The following is a 17,241-nucleotide window of genomic DNA, read 5'->3' as shown; positions in this document are numbered from 1 at the left end:
ACGCGATCAGTCCCCGACACGTCCGGGCGGCACGTTCACGCCCCGCGACTTCAGGAAGGCCTTGATGTTGCGCGCCGCCTGACGGATGCGCTGCTCGTTCTCGACCATGGCGATGCGCACGAAGCCCTCGCCGTTCTCGCCGTAGCCGACGCCCGCCGCGACCGCGACCTTGGCGTGGGTCAGCAGTTGTTTGGAGAACTCAAGACTGCCCAGGTGCGCCAGCGCGGGCGGAAGCGGCGCCCAGGCGAACATCGAGGCGGCGGGCTTGGGGATCTCCCACCCGGCGCGGGCGAAGCTGTCGACCAGCACGTCGCGACGGCGGTGATACAGTTCGCGGTTCTTGTCGACGATGTCCTGCGGGCCGTTCAGCGCCGCGCAGGCCGCCGCCTGGATGGGCGTGAAGGCGCCATAGTCCAGATAGGACTTCACCCGTGACATGGCCGCGATCAGCTTCTTGTTGCCGACTGCGAAACCGATGCGCCAGCCCGCCATGCTGTAGGTCTTGGACAGGGAGGTGAACTCGATCGCCACGTCCTTGGCGCCCGGCACCTGCAGGATCGAGACGGTCGGCTTGCCGTCGTAATACAGCTCCGAATAGGCCAGGTCGCTGATGATCCACAGGTCGTTGGCCTTGGCGAAGGCGACGGCGCGTTCATAGAAGGCCAGATCGACCGTCTCCGCCGTCGGGTTCGACGGATAGTTCATCACCAGGATCTTGGGACGGGGCACGGTGAAGGCCATCGCCCGCTCCAGCGCCTCGAAATATTTCTCGTCCGGGGTGGTCGGCACGCTGCGGATCGTGGCCCCGGCGATGATGAAGCCGAAGGTGTGGATCGGATAGGACGGGTTGGGCGCCAGGATCACGTCGCCCGGCTCGGTGATGGCGGTGGCCAGGCTGGCCAGACCTTCTTTCGAGCCCATGGTGACGATGACCTCGCTCTCGGGGTCGACGTCGACGCCAAAGCGGCGGCCATAGTAATTGGCCTGGGCGCGGCGCAGGCCGGGAATGCCCTTGGACTGCGAATAACCGTGGGCGTCAGGCTTGCTGGCCACCTCGATCAGCTTGTCGATCACATGCTGGGGCGGGGGCAGGTCCGGGTTGCCCATGCCAAGATCGATCACGTCCTCTCCCGCCGCTCGCGCCGCCGCTCGCATCGCATTGACTTCGGCGATGACGTAGGGCGGCAACCGCCGCATGCGGTAGAATTCTTCGGACATTGGGTAAGCTCGTGACCAGATCGTATCTGAGCGTGAGGGCAAGGTCAGACACAGCGCCTGACGGTCAAGACCCTTCTATAACCGCGACGCCGAACGCAAGCGGCCAGTGCGTCGAAGGTGCGATTAGCGCACGATCGTTTGGCCGAAACCGCTGAGCGGTTCCCGCACAAGCACGAAACATGCGCTCGCTTTAATCGGGGTGCTGATTTGCGAGGCCTGAACTGAAACGCGGCTTGCCATACAGGCGCGGCGTCGGGCAGGAGGTCCGGTTGATGGGCCGGTCTATGGGCGGACATGCACGAACTTGATTTCCAATCCTGGGGTCGCGCGGACGATCCGGCGGTCGTGATCTGCACGACTGAGGCGGACAGCGCCGACTGGCGCGCCTGCGCCGAGGTTCTGGCGGGCGCGGGACGGCACGTGTTGATGCCCGCTCTGACGGATGCGGTCGACGCCCTGCCGCGTCTGCGTGAGGGGCTGGTGGGACTGCCTTCCCGACCCGTTCTGGTGGCGGCGGGCGCCTGGGCGTCTGAAGCCCTGAAGCTGTTTTCCGACGCCCAGACGCCGCTGCTCAGCGGTCTGGTGCTGGTCGATCCGACAGGCGCGGCGGACGCCGGGGGCCAGATCAACACGCCGTCGCTGGTGGTGGGGCAGGGGGCGGAGGCCGCGGCCTTTGCACAAGCGCTGAAGGTCCAGCCCGTCTCGCCCAACGACGCCGTCGCGGACCTGAACGGTTCGGACGCCCTGGCTGCGGTCCTGCTGGGCTTTCTTGAGCGCTGCGCGCCGCGTCAGGCGGTGCATTACGAGGCCGGTTCGGATGCGCGGGTGCTGCGCGACGCCATGGGCTGTTTCGCCACCGGGGTCACCGTGGTCACCACGCGGGACGAGAACGACCAGCCCATCGGCCTGACCGCCAACTCCTTCACCTCGGTGTCGCTGGACCCGCCGCTGATCCTTTTCTGTCTGGCCAAGGCCTCGGCCAGTCTGGAGCGGTTCCGCGCCGCGCCCCATTTCGCCGTCAATGTGCTGCACATCGGCCAGCAGCCGACCTCCGGCGTCTTCGCCCGCCCGTCCTCGGACCGCTTCCAGGGCGTGGAGTGGGAGACCTGGGACAGCGGCGCGCCCATCCTGTCCAACTCGCTGGCCAGTTTCGAATGCGACGCCGATCAGGTGGTGGATGCAGGCGACCATCTGGTCTTCATCGGCCGGGTGACCCGCGCGCGGTTCGAGCCGCATCGCGACCCGCTTCTGTATTTCCGGGGCAAATACAGGCGGCTGCATTTCTCCTGAGCCCCTGCGGTTCACACGGGCCTGACGGATCGCTATCTGTCCCTCAAAGATAAAGAGGAAACCGTCATGGCCACCGCCGATCCCGTCGTCATCGTCTCTTACGCCCGCACGCCGATGGGCGGGTTCCAGGGCGCGCTGTCCGACGCCAGGTCGACGGACCTGGGCGCGGTGGCGGTGAAGGCGGCGCTGGAGCGGGCCGGTCTGGACGCGGGCAAGGTCGAGCAGATCATCATGGGCTGCGTCCTGCCCGCGGGGCTGGGCCAGGCGCCGGCGCGTCAGGCGGGCATGGGCGCGGGGCTTCCCGTCTCGACCGAGGCGACCACCATCAACAAGATGTGCGGTTCGGGCATGCAGGCGGCCATGATGGCGCATGACGCCCTGGCCGCCGGTTCCGCCGATGTGATCGTGGCGGGCGGCATGGAGTCCATGACCAACGCTCCGTACCTGATGCAGAAGCACCGGGGCGGCGCGCGCATCGGCCACGATGTCATTTCCGACAGCATGTATCTGGACGGGCTGGAGGACGCCTACACCCCCGGCAAGCTGATGGGACAGTTCGCCGAGGACACGGCCAAGGCCTATCAGTTCACCCGCGAGCAGCAGGACGCCTACGCCATCGAAAGCGCGGGCCGGGCCAAGCGCGCGCAGGACGCAGGCGGCTTCGACGCCGAAATCACTCCGGTCGAGGTCAAGACGCGTAAAGGCGTGGTGACGGTGGACCGCGACGAACAGCCGACAAAGTCCGACCCGTCCAAGATCCCCAACCTGCGCCCCGCCTTCGGCGCCGACGGCACCATCACCGCCGCCTCCGCCGCCTCGATCTCTGACGGGGCGGCGGCCCTGGTCATGATGCGCCAGTCGACGGCGCAGGCCCTGGGGCTGACGCCGGTGGCCCGTGTGGTCAGCCAGGCCGCCCACGCGCACGAGCCGCACCTGTTCACCACGGCCCCGGTCTTCGCCTTGCAGAAGGCGCTGAAGAAGGCGGGCTGGACCGCCGACGATGTGGACCTGTGGGAGGTCAACGAGGCCTTCGCCATCGTGCCGATGATCGCCATGCAGGAGCTGGGCATCCCCCACGACAGGATCAACGTCAACGGCGGCGCCTGCGCCCTGGGCCACCCGCTCGGCGCATCGGGCGCCCGCGTCCTGACCACCCTGCTGTCCGCCCTGAAGGCCCACGGCAAGACCAAGGGCATGGCCGCCCTGTGCATCGGCGGCGGCGAAGCCACGGCGATGGGCGTGGAGTTGATTTAGGGCGTGCTGGGGGGCTCCTCAGCAGACGTTGCGAGGTCCGCTAGGGAAGCGGAAGTTCCGCTTACTGCGCGCCCCAGTAGTAAGGCCAATCACGCCGTCGATCAGACCCAAGCAGGCGATCTTCGGCGGACGCGTTCGAATAATCCACTGGCAAGTAGAACAGGTCTGGCCCGCCCACCAGAATGAGCCTCAAGCGTTGTCCCGACCGGGTGAGTGCCACGTCGCAGCTGTGTCGCTCTCCAACCGAGACGAACTGACGATCCTCGCCTTTGAGAACCCTCTCCACTCGGACGAGGGCAGGTGCCGACGCGCTCAGCGGTCGGACAACTTCCCCATCCAAAATGGCAGTCGCACGCTCGATCAACTCTTCCGCCTCTCGTCGTTTTTCAGACGGAGTGGGCTCGCGCGTCACAACAATCGAGCAGGCATGCGCGGTTGCTGGCCCAAGGTAGAGGGCAACACAGATGGCAATGCAGGACGCCCTGAACGTGCGCATTGGTCCAGCGTGACATTGGTCTTGAAGGTCCGCAATGGGTTGATTTGGGTCCCGCGCTCCAGCGCAGAATGCAGACGTCTGCGTCCAGGTCGGAAAGCGGTTGCCCCTAACGCTAGCCAGCGGGGCCACATTCCGCCTTGGCTGCGATATGTCCCCGTGTTCGGGTGCGGATACTCGCGGTCATACCGTGGGTCGACTTGTGACAGGCTGTACTCCAGCCAGCCGGCGCGCCCCTGACTGTAAAGGTCACACTCGCGACCGGGTAATCTCTGTTCGAAGAAGTCCGACCCTTCAAACATGTACAGCCAAGTGCCCTCGATCACCCGATTGCGTTCTGCATACCGCCAAGCGCCCGCAGCAACAGCCGCCACCACGCATGCCGCCAGTCCCGCCCTCCTGATCCACATACTGCAACCTAAGCAGTCAGCGAAGATGTCCGCAACGGGTCGAAAAGCGACTTCGCTTTCCGGGATGGCGTAGCAGCAGGCGAATGCCCTAAGCCGCGAACGCCGCGCGGATCGGTTCGACGTTGCTGGTCGGGCGTTTCACCGGCAGGTCGAAGCTGACCACGGTGCCGACGCCGGGTTCGCTTTCCATCGTCAGCTGGCCGCCGTGCATCTCGATCAGCGACTTGGTCAGGGCCAGGCCCAGGCCGGTGCCTTGCGTCGTCTTGGAGTGCTGACCCTCGACCTGTTCGAACGGGCGGGCCAGGCGAACCAGGTCTTCGGGCGCGATGCCGATGCCGGTGTCGGCGCAGGCGACGCGGATGCGGTCGCTGCCGTCCATGGCTTCAAACCGTTTCAGCGACACAGTGATGGCGCCGCCCTCGGGCGTGAACTTCACCGCGTTGGAGATCAGGTTCAGCATGATCTGTTTCACGCCGCGGTGGTCGGCCTCGATGTCCGGGATCTCGCGCGCCTCGACATGGATCTTCAGTCCGGCGTCCTGAACCTTGCCGCGCATCAGGCGCACCGCATCCTCGCAGACCTCGGTCATCGACACGGGCTCGTAGTGCAGGGTCATCTTGCCCGCCTCGATCTTGGCCATGTCGAGGATGTCGTTGATCAGGCTGAGCAGGTGCTGGCCAGACTTCAGGATGTCGCCTGCATAGCCCTTGTACTTGTCGTTCAGCGGCCCGAACAGTTCGCCGGCCATGATCTCCGAGAAGCCGTTGATGGCGTTCAGCGGCGTGCGCAGTTCGTGGCTCATGTTCGCCAGGAACTCGGACTTGGCCTGGTTGGCGGCTTCGGCGCGGGTCATGGCGACCTCGTATTTGCGGGCCAGCAGGGCCAGGTTCTCCTGGCTGCTCTCCAGCTGGATCACCATCCGGCGCAGGCTGTCGGCGGCGCGGTGCAGTTCGACTTCCTGGCGCTTGATGGCGGTGATGTCGGCGGCGGTGACGACGGAGCCGCCTTCGGAGGTGAACCGCTCGGACAGCTGCAGCCAGCGCCCGTCGTGCAGTTCGACCTCGCGCAGGCCTGCGCGGCCGTCGGCGGGGGCGTGTTCGGCCTTGATGGCCAGGGCGGCGATGCGGTTCAGTTCATCCTTCTGGGCACCGCGACGCACGACGCCGGGGCCGAAGCCGAAGGCGTCCTCGAACGCCTGGTTCCACAGGATCAGACGGCCCTGACGATCGAACAGGACGAAGGCGTCCGAAATGCTTTCGACCCCGTCGCGCAGACGGCTTTCGGCGGCCTGAGCGGCGGCCTTGGCGCGGCGGGCCTCGGTGATGTCCAGCGCCACGCCCAGAATGGCGGTGTAGCCCGTATCGCCGCGCACGCCGCGCGCCTGACCCCGCGCGTCGATCCAGCGGGTGCGACCCTCTTCGCCGGGAACAGGGAAGGTGATTGCGAAGGCACCATAGGCGGCGGCCTGGCGCAGGGCGTGCTTCACCTCCTCGCGGAAGCGGGGATGGATGCGGGCCAGCACGGTTTCGGCCTTGACCGCACCGCCGCTCTCGAAGCCCAGCAGGGTGGCCATATAGTCCGACAGGGTGACTTCCTCGCCCGCCAGATCCCATTCCCAGACGCCGCATTTCGCGGCCTCGACGGCGACGCGGAAGCGCTTCTCGGACGAGGCCCATTCGCGGCTCATCCGCGCCTGGGACACGCGTTGCAGCAGGACCAGCAGCAACATGCCGATGCCCAGAAACAGCGGCACGGCCAGGATCCAGGCGTCGTTGATCATGGCCCGCCCGCCTGTCAGCGGGGCGGGAGAGGCGGCGATGGCGATCAGGCCGTGCTGGTCCAGAGCTTCGGCATAGATGTTCGTCGTGGCGTCGCCTCGCGTGATCGAACGGGGCTTGGCGTCGGCCAGCAGGCCCTGGTGCGAAAGGCCCAGCACGGTCTGGACGCTCTGGCCGATCTCGGCCGTGATCGGCGACGCCAGGATGACGCCTTCGGCGGAGGCTAGACGCAGGGTGGCGATGTCGCGGTCGTCGGCGGGCGGATTGATCTGCGCGACCAGTCGGCGGCCCTGTGCGGCGGGACCGTTCAGCAGCAGCGACTTGTCGGCGGACAGGCGCAGGTCGCCGTCGGTCGGGTTCAGGCCCGATGCGAAGGATCGCGCCTCGGCTCCGGCGGAGGCCAGCACCACGCCATTGCCGCCGATCACGCCGAAGGCGACGCCGGGTGCGGCGCGGCGGGCGACGTCGGCGACATCGCTGGGCGCGGCGTTGGCGGTCAGGGCGGCGGTGGCGGCGTCCAGTCCGGTGTCGGCGGCGGCCAGCCGGGCCTGAAGATGGGCGGCGTAGAGGCGCGCGCCCTGCTGCAGCACCTGATCGCGCAGCTCATGCGCCTCACGATCGGGGCGCGCCACCTCGCGGCTGACCATCAGGGCATAGGCCGCCAGACCAAAGGCCAGGGCCAGGATCGTGATGCGCAGCCAGCCGGGCATGCCCGCCGAACGGGCCGGGACGCGATCCGAGGCGCGGCGCCCCGGATTATTCTCGCGCCGCTCCGTGCCTGGCAAAACTGTCTCCCGAACAAATCAGTTGTGGGGGAATCTAGGCTGCGTCGCAGATTCCTGTCGAGATGTGGTTAATGAAATCTGAAATCAGGCCGCGGCGGCTGGCGAGACCAGGCCTTCCGGGGCCTTGGCCAGCACTTTCGACACGTTTCGCAATATGGTGCGGGCGCGCCCGGCCAGCTCCAGCACGGCAGGCGGGGCGTCCTCGGGATTTTCCGCCGTCAGGGCCATGACCTCCTCCGCCAGCTTCATCAGCTGCGGGGCCGCTGTGATCAGGCGGGCCTGATATTCGATCAGACCGGGGTCGCGATTGTACTCGGCGCCCGGCACGCGCCAGCCGCCCCAGTCGGCGTCATCGGTCACCACGACGGGATAGGTGCCGGGATGGGGGTGGTGCAGGCAGTCTTCCAACAGCTGCCACTTGTTGCGGGCGCGCATCAGCCGCCATTCGCCGTTCGCGACGGCGGACGGGTCGTCGGCCGCCAGCATCAGCTCGTGGGCCAGGAACTCGCGGCCCAGGCCGACGTCATAGGTGACGCGCACCGGCTCATCGAAACCCTTGGCCCACACGGGCTGGACCTGTTCGATGGCCGCCCACGCGCCGACGCATTCGACCCAGACCTTTTGGCCCTTCTGGAACTGCGCACGAGCCATTCCATCTTCTCCGACGAAATTCAGTCGGCCAGAATGAATGGCGAAGGTTGAAAACCGGTGTGGGGGCGCGGTTACTCAGGCCTTAACGTGAGATGCTCTCCAGCGCCTCGCCCGCGTACTTCTCTTTCACGCGGATCGACAGGTCGCCCAGAGACACCACGCCGACGACGCGGCCGTTCTTGTCGACCACCGGCGCGCGGCGGATTTGGCGCGACGCCATCAGGTCCAGCACCACCTTCAGGTCGTCGGTGTCCAGCACGGTCTGGGGATCGCGGGTGATGAACTCGATCACCGAGGCGGTGGGCGCGGCGCCGGCGGCCAGGGCGCGCACCACGATGTCGCGGTCAGTGATCGTGCCGATCAGCCGGTCGCCGTCCGCCACCGGAATGAAGCCGAAGCCGCCCTTGGCCATGCGGCTGGAGACGTCCTGGATCGTATCGCCGGGGTGGGCGAGGTGGACATCCTTGGTCATCACGTCACGAATCTTCACGGCGGGTCTCCTGATGTGTGCTGGGCTTGAGAACCCGCCGCGAAGATTGCGGTTCCGCTTTAGGGCGTGCGGCGCTCGGGCAGGCTCTGGGCCGCGCGGAGCATCTGAACGAACTCGGCCCGTTCGCCCAAGGGGTCAGAGCCGCGCGCGCCCTGGGCCTGGTCGATGATCCGGTCCCAGCCGTAGTCAGCGCCCATCCACGGATCATTCCGCAGCTTCTGGCCGAAGGCGGCGACGGCGATGGCCCAGCGCAGGGCCTCGGGCGGCTGGGCGCTGACGCCGCCCGACGTGCGATTGGTCAGAGGCTGCTGGATCAGTTGAGAGGTGGTGGCGCCCGGCTGTTTGTAGCGCACCTGGACAAAGCCGATCTCGCCGTTCGGATCGCCGCCGCCGACACCAATACGATTGTCGGGATAGCGACGATCCGGGATCTGCGTCGGACCGCCCACGGGGGTGATCTCATACAGGGCCGTGACGCTGGCGCCCGATCCGACCTCGCCCGCGTCGATGCGGTCGTTGTGGAAGTCTTCCTCGTTCAGCAGCCGGGTCTCGTAGCCGATCAGCCGCCATTCGGCGACGCGGGCCGGGTTGAACTCGACCTGGATCTTCACATCGTCGGCGATGGGGAAGGCGCCCTTGTCGAACAGGGGGCCGAACAGACGCCGCGCCTCGTTCAGACTGTCGACATAGGCGGCGGTTCCGTTGCCGGCCTGGGCGATGGCCTGCATCCGCGCGTCCTGATAGTTGCCGCGCCCGAAGCCATAGACGGAGAGGTATATGCCGGTCTGGCGCTTGTCGGCGACATAGTCCTCCAGCCGTTTGTCATCGGTGACCCCGACGTTGAAATCGCCGTCGGTGAACATCAGGATGCGGTTGACCTTGTCGCGGGCGAAACTGGCCTGGGCCTGGTCATAGGCGTTGGTCATGCCGGTCGCGCCCGCCGTCCCGCCCGAGGCGTACAGGCTGGCCACGGCGCAGCGCATCTTCAGTTTCTCCGTGCCGCGCGTGGGCGCCAGACGCGTGCCTGCCCCTTCGGCGTAATAGGTGACGGCCAGGGTGTCCTGCGGGCGCAGGCGGTCAATGATCAGGTTCATCGACTGCTGGGCCAGGGCCAGCTTGTCCGGGCTGTTCATCGAGCCGGAGACGTCGACCAGGAAGGTCAGGTTCAGCGGGCGACGCTGGGCCTCGGGCAGTTCATAGCCCTGCAGTCCGATCTGCACGATCTGGCGTCCCGGCGCCCAGGGCGAGGCCGCGACGCCGGTGGTGATGGCGAACGGCTGCGCCTGCGACCGCGGGCGGGCATAGCCGTAGTCGAAATAGTTGATCAGCTCCTCGACCCGCACGGCGTCGCGCGGCGGGGTGCGGCCTTCGTTGATGAAGCGGCGGACATTGGCGTAGGCGGCGGTGTCCACGTCGATCGAGAAGGTCGAGACCGGCTGGTCCGCCGTCCGCTTGACCGGGTTTGGCGTGGCGTCGGGATAGCGTTCGGTGTCGGCGGGCGGGGGCGTCACGCCCGGCAGCACGCGCGAGCCGGACGCCACAATCTCGTTCACGGCGGGGGCGGAATATTCGATGCGGGCGTCTCGCTGAGCCGGCTGGATCGTCGCTGGGGGAGGCGGCGGAGGCGGCGGAGGCGGCGGCGCAGGCACGCCCGGCAGGGGGGCTATCCGGCCGCGGCGAACGATCGTGGTCTGATGTCTCTGGTTCAGGTCGAAGCCGAGGGGCGCGCAGGCTGCGGGGGTCGCTTCACCGTCTCGCGGCGTCGCCGCGGCGAAGGTTGGGACCGCGGCGGTCGGGGCGACGACGGACAGGGCCAGCAGCGCCGATGCGGCGATCCTGAGGGGACGGGTCATGGCTTCCTCCGGTTGTCGATCAGCCTAGTCGCAAGCGCGGCTTGGGCGAAACTGTGGCGCGCGGCGCCGTCCGCCGCACAGTGATCCGCCACCGTGTCATTTGCGCCATCTCGCAATCCGACGGTTTCGACCCCACAATAGGTCTTCAACATGATGGAGGGCCGATGGCCGAGGCGACGACAGGACTGGATCTGGGCGCGGCGGCGGCCCTTCTGGCGGCGGGCGTTCTGGCCGTGCCGATCTTCAAGCGCATCGGCCTGGGGGCGGTTCTGGGCTATCTGGCCGCCGGTCTGGCCATCGGCCCCTTCGGCCTGAAGCTGTTCCGCGAGCCTGAGACCATCCTGCATGTCGCCGAGTTCGGCGTGGTCATCTTCCTGTTCATCATCGGGCTTGAGATGCGGCCCAAGCGTCTGTGGGGGCTGAGGCGTGAAATCTTCGGCCTGGGTGCGGCCCAGGTGCTGTTCTGCGGCCTGATCCTGACGCTGACGGCGATGCTGGCGGGCTTTTCGGCGCCGGTCGCCTTCATCGGGGCCATGGGCTTCGTCCTGTCGTCGACCGCCGTCATCATCCAGATGCTGGAGGAGCGCGGCGAGATCGCGGGCGGGGCGGGCCAGAGGGCGGTGTCCATCCTGCTGCTGGAAGACCTGGCCATCGTGCCGCTTCTGGCCATCGTCGCCATCCTGGCCTCCGTGACCGGCGTGGCGCATGAGACCGCCCCGCCCCTGTGGCAGACCATCGGCCTGGCGGTCGCGGCGGTCGGCGGGGTGCTGCTGGCGGGACGGTATGCGGTCAATCCGGTCTTCCGCCTGCTGGCCCGATACGGCGGGCGCGAGGTTATGACGGCGGCGGCGCTTCTGGTCGTGGTCGGCGCGGCCTGGGCCATGTCGCTGGGCGGCCTTTCGATGGCGATGGGCGCCTTCCTGGCCGGGGTTCTGCTGTCGGATTCGACCTTCCGCCACCAGCTGGAGGCGGATGTGGAGCCGTTCCGCGCCATCCTGCTGGGCCTGTTTTTCCTCAGCGTCGGCATGTCGCTGGATGTGTCGGTGGTCATTGCCGACTGGCGGCTGGTCATCGGCGGCGTGGTCGTCTTCATGGCGGTGAAGGCGCTGGGCATCTATGGCGTCGCGCGCCTGTTCAAGGCGTCGCACCACGAGGCTGTGGAGCGCGCGTCCCTGTTCGCCCAAGGCGGCGAGTTCGCCTTTGTCCTGTATGGCGCGGCCATCACTGCGGGCCTGTTCGACGCCCGTGTCGGGGGGATGTTGACAGCCATCGTCATCCTGTCGATGGCCCTGACGCCTCTGACCAGTCTGCTGACCACCCGCCTGCTGCCAAAGCCCAAACAATCGGCCGAGGATGCGGACGACGTGGACTTCGCCAAGGACCTGCGCGGCCAGGTGCTGATCATCGGCTTTGGCCGTTTCGCCCAGGTGGTGTCCCAACCCCTGCTGGCGCGCGACGTGGACGTGTCGATCATCGAGAACGACGTGGAGATGATCCAGGCCGCCTCGCAGTTCGGGTTCAAGGTCTATTACGGCGACGGCACCCAGCTGCACACCCTGCGGGCCTCTGGCGCCGAAGAGGCCGAGATCGTGCTGGTCTGCATCGACAAGCCTGAACAGGCGGACCGCATCGTCGAACTGGTCAAGCACGAGTTCCCGACCACCAAGATCATGGCCCGCGCCTTCGACCGGGGCCATTCGATGCGGCTGATCCAGGCGGGCGTCGATTACCAGATCCGCGAGACGTTTGAATCGGCGCTGAAGTTCGGCGAACGGGCCCTGGTCGAACTGGGGCTGGATGAGAGCGAAGCCGCCGACACCGTGGGCGAGGTGCGCCGTCGCGACGAGGCGCGTCTGGACCTGCAGCTGACCGGCGGTCTGGCGGCGGGACGTCAGCTGATGCGCGGCAATGTGCCGACGCCGCAGCCCGCGCCCTATGTCAAACCGCGTCGCGAAGGGCGGCTGCTGAACGAGGACGAGGCGGGGCCGCCCGCCCCCGACACCGCCGATACGGCCGACGCCGAGCAGGCTGGCGTCTGACGCGGGTGGAGGCGGCGGCGGCGATAGGCTAGAGCGAAGCCATATCCCCCACCGAGGTCCGTCTTCATGAAACGTCTCGCCATCGCCGCCCTGGCGGTTCTTGCGGTCGCCGCGCCCGCCGTCACCGTCACCGCCTGGGGCAACACCGGCCACCGCCTGATCGGGGTGGCGGCGATGCGCGCCCTGCCCAGCGACCTGCCCGCCTTTCTGCTGACGCCCGGCGCCATCGCCGATGTCGGCGAACTGGCGCGTGAGCCGGACCGCTGGAAGGGCGCGGGTCAACCGCACGACCGCGAACGCGACACCGCCCACTTCGTCGATCTGGATGACGAAGGCCGCGTCTATGACCAGCGCGGCATGGCCATCACCGCCCTGCCGCGCCTGAAGTCGGAATATGACGCCGCCCTGACCCAGGCGGGCCTGAAGGTCGATGACGCCGGTTACCTGCCCTACGCCATGATGGACGCCTGGCAGCAGCTGGGTCGCGACTTCGCCTATTGGCGCGTTCTGACCGCCGCCGAAAAGCGTGAGACGAACCTGGAGCGTCAGGCCTGGTACAAGGCCGACCGCGTCCGCCGCGAGGCCCTGATCCTGCGCGACATCGGCGTGCTGGGCCACTATGTCGGCGACGGCTCGCAGCCGCACCACACCAGCATTCACTTCAACGGCTGGGGCGACTTCCCCAACCCTGAAGGTTTCACCAATTCGCGCCAGACCCACGGCCAGTTCGAGGGCGCCTTCACCAGCCGCGTCGCGCGCCTGGACACGGTTGAGGCCGCCATGGCGCCTCTGAACATCGACGGGTTCGACGTGAAGGCCCGCACCGTCTCCTACCTGACGACCACCTTGGGGACGGTGATCCCCTTCTATCGTCTGGAGAAACAGGGCGGTTTCCGCGACGTGGATCCGCGCGGCGCGGCCTTCGTCAACGAGCGTCTGGCGGCGGGGGCCGCCGAACTGCGCGACTTCATCACCGCCTCGTGGCGCGCGTCCGCCACCGCCTCCATCGGCTGGCCCGCCGTCAAGGTCGCCGAGGTCGAGGCCGGAACGGTCGATCCGTGGAAGTCGATGATCGGCGACGACTGAGCCGATTTCCCTTCTCCCCTTGCGGGAGAAGGTGGGCCCGCAGGGCTCGGATGAGGGGTTTTGCAGCTTTTGACGGGTGAGTAGTCCACGCTTTGTGTGACCCCTCATCCGTCTCGCTGCGCGAGCCACCTTCTCCCACAAGGGGAGAAGGCCTAGAAGGCCGCCCATGTCCGACCTGACTCCCCCCGCCGTCATCCTCGACAAGTCCCAGATGGCCGAGAACATCGGCGCCGTGGCGCGGGTGATGGCCAATTTCGGCCTGACCGACCTGCGTCTGGTTACGCCGCGCGACGGCTGGCCTCAGGAGCGGGCCTGGGCCACCGCCTCGGGCGCCGACTGGGTGCTGGAGGGCGTGCGCGTCTTCGACAGCGTCGCCGAGGCCATCGCTGACTTGAACACCGTCTTCGCCACCACCGCCCGCCCGCGTGAGACGCGCCAGCCCGTCCGCACTCCGCGCGAGGCCAGCCGCGTCCTCTATGACGACACTGCATCCGGCCTGAAGACCGGCCTGTTGTTCGGCGGAGAACGCGCGGGGCTGGAGACGACCGATATCGCCCTGTGCGCCGGGATCGTCACCATCCCCATCGATCCCAAACACCATTCCCTGAACCTGGCGCAGGCGGTGGCGATCAACGCCTATGAGTGGCGCACCCTGATCCTGGACGCCCCGCCGCCGCGCTTCCGCGAGACCGAAGCGCCCGCCTCCAACGCCCTGCTGGTCGGGATGTATGAACATCTGGAGGAGGAACTGGAGAACGGCGGCTTCTTCTATCCGCCCGAGAAGAAGCGCTCGATGAGCCAGAACCTGCGCGTCATGCTGGGCCGCGCCGCCTTCACCGAACAGGAGGTCGCCACCATGCGCGGCGCCATCCACGCGCTGGCCAAGGGCCGTGGGCGGGTGCTGGCCAAGCTGGCGGCGGAACGGGCGGCGAAGGGTGCTGCGCCCTCGGGCAAGCCAGAGTGAAACTGGCCCTGATCTACCCGCTGGCGGCGTTGGCCGAGATCGGCGGCTGTTTCGCCTTTTGGGCGTGGCTGAAGCTGGATCGTTCGCCGCTGTGGCTGGCGCCGGGCGTCATTTGCCTGATCGCCTTCGCCTGGCTGCTGACGCTGGTTCCGACCGACACGGCGGGTCGGGCGTTCGCGGCCTATGGCGGGGTCTATATCTGCGCGTCCCTGATCTGGATGGCGGTGGTGGAGAAGACGACGCCCGACCGGTGGGACGTTCTGGGCGGTCTGGTCTGCCTGATCGGGGCGGGGATCATCCTGTTTGGCCCGCGCGCCGCCTAACCCGCGCCCAGCAGGTCCGACCAGCGCCAGCTGCCCTTGCCCAAGGCCAGACGGGCGCCGCCGGGGCCGTCTTCGATCGACAGCACAGCCAGGCCATGCATCGCCTGGGTCTTGCACTCGGGCGGTGAGAAGGCGACCTCAAGCGCGATGGCCTGGCGCACGCCGGCCAGCCCCTTGCCCGACTGACCCTGGCTCTGCAGCCAGTCGCCGTCCCAGACCAGGATGGCGCGGCCGGAGGCGTTCATCGCACGGCCCGCCTCGCTGACGGCGGTGCGGACCGAGGGGGTGCGTCGCAAACGGTCCTGAACCCGGCGCACCATGTCGCAGCGCCCGCCGCTGGCGCCCGCGCCGTTGCCGCTGCCGCTTCCGGCGCCTGCGCCCGAACCGCCGCCGCCCGGCCCGTCGCCATCGCCGCCGCCTGAGCCCGGTCCCGCCGTCATGGCGCCGGCCAATTGCGCCGCGCCCAGCAGGGGAAGCGGCGGTCCCGGCGGCGCGGGTGAGGCGGGCAGCGGTTCCACATCGGGCGGGGGCTGGGCGATCACGCGTCGCGGGCGCGAGGCGCGCGGAACGGGCGGCAGCGGTTTCGGCGCCGTGGCGGGCGGGGCGGACTTGGGGCCGGGGGGCGGCGACGACGCCTGCGGCTTGGGCGCGGGAACGGGCGCGGGGTCTGGCGCAGGAGCAGGCGGGGGAGGCGGAGGCGGAGGAGGCGGCTGCGTCAGGGTGACCATGACGGCGGGCGTCTCATCAATCCGGATGACCGGCGCCTCGGGTCTGGCCCACATCAGCGCCATCAGAACCGCCCCGTGCGCGACCAGCACCGGGGCGACGGCGGCGGGCCAGCGGGCGGGCCGCCGTGCAGGGCGGCGACGGTCGGGGCGACGACGGTCCGGGCGGGCGCTCAATCGCCTGACCGTGATGGAATGTGAACCCTCTGTCGCATGGGCATCAGCAACAAACGCCTGTAAAAACTCTACACGCCTGTTGAAAACATTTCGGCGCGTCAGGAACGTGGCGCTGGCGAAATACAACCTATCGCTGAGGCTGATCGACGTTCTGTAGAGCGGTCCGTCAATCGGCTTTCAGCCTTCTGACGGGCCAACGTTTTCACTCGACCTATGGTTCCGCTGAATTGGAATAATCATGCCCAATCGCGTGATTTTCTACGGCTAAGCTGACATTTTCTGGCCAAATACGCGCCATTACTCTGCCGTTTCCCCTACGGCAGGTTCATCTGGCGCATGATCTGGACGTGGCGCACCAGCAAAAAGGAGACATGACTTGAGCAGATCGAAACTCAGGACTGCGGTCGTCGGCGGCGCACTTCTCGCCCTCGGCCTTGCGGCCAGCGGCTGCGCCAGCCACCGTTTCGTGCGTGATCAGTTAGAGGTGGTGGACACCCGCGTGACCGGCGTGGAAGGCACGGCGGGACAGGCGCTGCAACGCGCCAACGACGCCCATAAGCTGGCCGAGGGCAAGTTCCTCTACCAGGTGGTGCTGTCTGATGATTCCGTGAAGTTCCCGACCGACGCTTCGGCCCTGTCGCCGGAAGCGGAGCAGCGTCTGGCCGAATTCGCCCAGCGTCTGACCAGCGAGAACCGCAACGTCTATCTGGAGATTCAGGGCTATACGGACTCCACCGGCACGCCCCAGCACAATGACCAGCTGGGCGAGCAGCGCGCCGAGGCCGTGCGTCGGTTCCTGAACCGTCAGGGCGTTGCGCTGAACCGGATGTCGACCATCTCGTACGGACAGGAACAGCCGGTGGCCTCGAACGATACGCCCCAGGGCCGTTCGCAGAACCGCCGCGTGACCATCGTCGTCCTCGCGTGATTTCAGCGGCGGCCGTCTGCGGGCGGCCGCCGTCTATTTCAGGCTGTTGAAGAAGCTCGGGACCGTTTCGGTCGCCGGGCCGTAGACGCCTTCGTCGAACAGGTCGGCCCCCTGCGTCGGCTCCAGATTGATCTCCACCGTCCGCGCCCCGGCATGGCGCGCCGCCTGCACGAAGCCCGCCGCCGGATAGACCGCGCCGGACGTGCCGATGGAGACGAACAGGTCGCAGGCCGCCAGCGCCGTCTCGATCCGGTCCATGTGCAGCGGCATTTCCCCGAACCAGACGATGTGCGGCCGCATCCGGCCGTGCGGGTGATCAAGCGACGGTTCGTCCGCCGCCATGTCGCCCGGCCAGTCGCTGACCAGACCCGAACGGCTGCAGCGCGCTTTCAGCAGTTCGCCATGCATGTGGATCAGCTCGAACCCCGGCGCGGGGGGCGACGTCTCGTGGGCGCGGTCGTGCAGGTCGTCGACATTCTGGGTCACCAGCATGAAGTTCCCCTCCCACCGCGCCGCCAGATCGGCCAGGGCGTAGTGGGCGGCGTTGGGCTGGACCTCGGCCAGTTGGCGACGGCGCTGGTTGTAGAAGTCCTGAACCAGGGCCGGGTCGGCGGCATAGCCTTGCGGCGTCGCCACATCCTCGACCCGATGCCCGCACCACAGCCCGTCCGAGGCCCGGAAGGTCGGCACCCCCGATTCCGCCGATATGCCCGCGCCGGTCAGAATGACGATGTTCATGCCAGGGTCCCGGTTGATGACGAGCAGGCTTTATCTTGG

Annotated in this window: 14 protein-coding genes; 7 read left to right on the top strand and 7 right to left on the bottom strand. The window is 67.8% G+C overall.

Features of this window, described 5'->3' with window-relative positions:
• Positions 1 to 6: 6 nt before the first annotated feature.
• Entirely contained in the window at positions 7 to 1,218 is a 1,212-nt protein-coding gene (locus KWG56_RS10850; protein WP_201100606.1) for an LL-diaminopimelate aminotransferase, read from the bottom strand.
• Positions 1,219 to 1,512: 294 nt separating this feature from the next.
• Between KWG56_RS10850 and KWG56_RS10845 the strand changes: the two genes are divergently transcribed.
• Positions 1,513 to 2,508, top strand: a complete 996-nt coding sequence (locus tag KWG56_RS10845) for a flavin reductase family protein (protein WP_219354772.1) — start codon at positions 1,513 to 1,515, stop codon at positions 2,506 to 2,508.
• Positions 2,509 to 2,574: 66 nt separating this feature from the next.
• Positions 2,575 to 3,762 (top strand): acetyl-CoA C-acyltransferase, encoded by a 1,188-nt coding sequence (locus KWG56_RS10840; protein ID WP_219354771.1) that lies wholly within the window; start codon positions 2,575 to 2,577, stop codon positions 3,760 to 3,762.
• Positions 3,763 to 4,753: 991 nt separating this feature from the next.
• Here KWG56_RS10840 and KWG56_RS10835 read toward each other — a convergent pair.
• The 4 genes from KWG56_RS10835 to KWG56_RS10820 form a co-directional block, all read right to left on the bottom strand.
• Positions 4,754 to 7,228, bottom strand: coding sequence for a PAS domain-containing sensor histidine kinase (locus KWG56_RS10835; RefSeq protein ID WP_219354770.1), 2,475 nt, complete (start codon positions 7,226 to 7,228; stop codon positions 4,754 to 4,756).
• Between the two features lie 84 nt (positions 7,229 to 7,312).
• Positions 7,313 to 7,879: a hypothetical protein gene (locus KWG56_RS10830; RefSeq protein ID WP_219354769.1), complete on the bottom strand. Its 567-nt coding sequence runs from the start codon at positions 7,877 to 7,879 to the stop codon at positions 7,313 to 7,315.
• An 82-nt stretch (positions 7,880 to 7,961) separates the two neighbouring features.
• On the bottom strand, positions 7,962 to 8,369 hold the full coding sequence (locus KWG56_RS10825; RefSeq protein WP_201100612.1) for a CBS domain-containing protein: 408 nt from the start codon (positions 8,367 to 8,369) through the stop codon (positions 7,962 to 7,964).
• Between the two features lie 59 nt (positions 8,370 to 8,428).
• On the bottom strand, positions 8,429 to 10,222 hold the full coding sequence (locus KWG56_RS10820) for a vWA domain-containing protein (protein WP_219354768.1): 1,794 nt from the start codon (positions 10,220 to 10,222) through the stop codon (positions 8,429 to 8,431).
• A 164-nt stretch (positions 10,223 to 10,386) separates the two neighbouring features.
• Here KWG56_RS10820 and KWG56_RS10815 point away from each other — a divergent pair, with 164 nt between their 5' ends.
• From KWG56_RS10815 to KWG56_RS10800, 4 genes are all read left to right on the top strand, one after another.
• Complete coding sequence (locus KWG56_RS10815; RefSeq protein WP_219354767.1) at positions 10,387 to 12,261, top strand: monovalent cation:proton antiporter-2 (CPA2) family protein; 1,875 nt, start codon at positions 10,387 to 10,389, stop codon at positions 12,259 to 12,261.
• Positions 12,262 to 12,327: 66 nt separating this feature from the next.
• Positions 12,328 to 13,347: a phospholipase C/P1 nuclease family protein gene (locus KWG56_RS10810; protein ID WP_219354766.1), complete on the top strand. Its 1,020-nt coding sequence runs from the start codon at positions 12,328 to 12,330 to the stop codon at positions 13,345 to 13,347.
• 166 nt (positions 13,348 to 13,513) lie between these two features.
• A complete protein-coding gene (locus tag KWG56_RS10805) occupies positions 13,514 to 14,311 on the top strand; it encodes an RNA methyltransferase (RefSeq protein WP_219354765.1) in 798 nt (265 codons plus the stop codon).
• Positions 14,308 to 14,634, top strand: coding sequence for a YnfA family protein (locus tag KWG56_RS10800; protein WP_219354764.1), 327 nt, complete (start codon positions 14,308 to 14,310; stop codon positions 14,632 to 14,634). Before KWG56_RS10805 ends, KWG56_RS10800 begins: the two co-directional genes overlap by 4 nt.
• Here KWG56_RS10800 and KWG56_RS18930 read toward each other — a convergent pair.
• Positions 14,631 to 15,536: a hypothetical protein gene (locus tag KWG56_RS18930; protein ID WP_219354763.1), complete on the bottom strand. Its 906-nt coding sequence runs from the start codon at positions 15,534 to 15,536 to the stop codon at positions 14,631 to 14,633. The two genes, KWG56_RS10800 and KWG56_RS18930, sit on opposite strands and share 4 nt — an antisense overlap.
• A 376-nt stretch (positions 15,537 to 15,912) precedes the next feature.
• Between KWG56_RS18930 and KWG56_RS10790 the strand changes: the two genes are divergently transcribed.
• Positions 15,913 to 16,464, top strand: a complete 552-nt coding sequence (locus tag KWG56_RS10790) for an OmpA family protein (protein WP_201100618.1) — start codon at positions 15,913 to 15,915, stop codon at positions 16,462 to 16,464.
• 33 nt (positions 16,465 to 16,497) lie between these two features.
• Here KWG56_RS10790 and cobB read toward each other — a convergent pair whose 3' ends face one another.
• Complete coding sequence (gene cobB / locus KWG56_RS10785) at positions 16,498 to 17,202, bottom strand: Sir2 family NAD+-dependent deacetylase (protein WP_219354762.1); 705 nt, start codon at positions 17,200 to 17,202, stop codon at positions 16,498 to 16,500.
• Positions 17,203 to 17,241 lie beyond the last annotated feature (39 nt).

The sequence above is a fragment of the Brevundimonas nasdae genome (assembly GCF_019395145.1).
Taxonomy (GTDB): Bacteria; Pseudomonadota; Alphaproteobacteria; order Caulobacterales; family Caulobacteraceae; genus Brevundimonas; species Brevundimonas nasdae.
The sequence above is the reverse complement of the archived record's forward strand: the minus strand, read 5'-3'. Positions and strand labels throughout refer to the sequence as shown.

Excerpts from the sequence above, each read along its gene's own strand:
- KWG56_RS10845 (WP_219354772.1), top strand. The coding sequence starts at position 1,513 with ATGCACGAACTTGATTTCCAATCCTGGGGTCGCGCGGACGATCCGGCG.
- KWG56_RS10810 (WP_219354766.1), top strand. The coding sequence starts at position 12,328 with ATGAAACGTCTCGCCATCGCCGCCCTGGCGGTTCTTGCGGTCGCCGCG.
- KWG56_RS10850 (WP_201100606.1), bottom strand. The coding sequence starts at position 1,218 with ATGTCCGAAGAATTCTACCGCATGCGGCGGTTGCCGCCCTACGTCATC.
- KWG56_RS10820 (WP_219354768.1), bottom strand. The coding sequence starts at position 10,222 with ATGACCCGTCCCCTCAGGATCGCCGCATCGGCGCTGCTGGCCCTGTCC.
- KWG56_RS10840 (WP_219354771.1), top strand. The coding sequence starts at position 2,575 with ATGGCCACCGCCGATCCCGTCGTCATCGTCTCTTACGCCCGCACGCCG.
- KWG56_RS10815 (WP_219354767.1), top strand. The coding sequence starts at position 10,387 with ATGGCCGAGGCGACGACAGGACTGGATCTGGGCGCGGCGGCGGCCCTT.
- KWG56_RS10830 (WP_219354769.1), bottom strand. The coding sequence starts at position 7,879 with ATGGCTCGTGCGCAGTTCCAGAAGGGCCAAAAGGTCTGGGTCGAATGC.
- KWG56_RS10805 (WP_219354765.1), top strand. The coding sequence starts at position 13,514 with ATGTCCGACCTGACTCCCCCCGCCGTCATCCTCGACAAGTCCCAGATG.
- cobB (WP_219354762.1), bottom strand. The coding sequence starts at position 17,202 with ATGAACATCGTCATTCTGACCGGCGCGGGCATATCGGCGGAATCGGGG.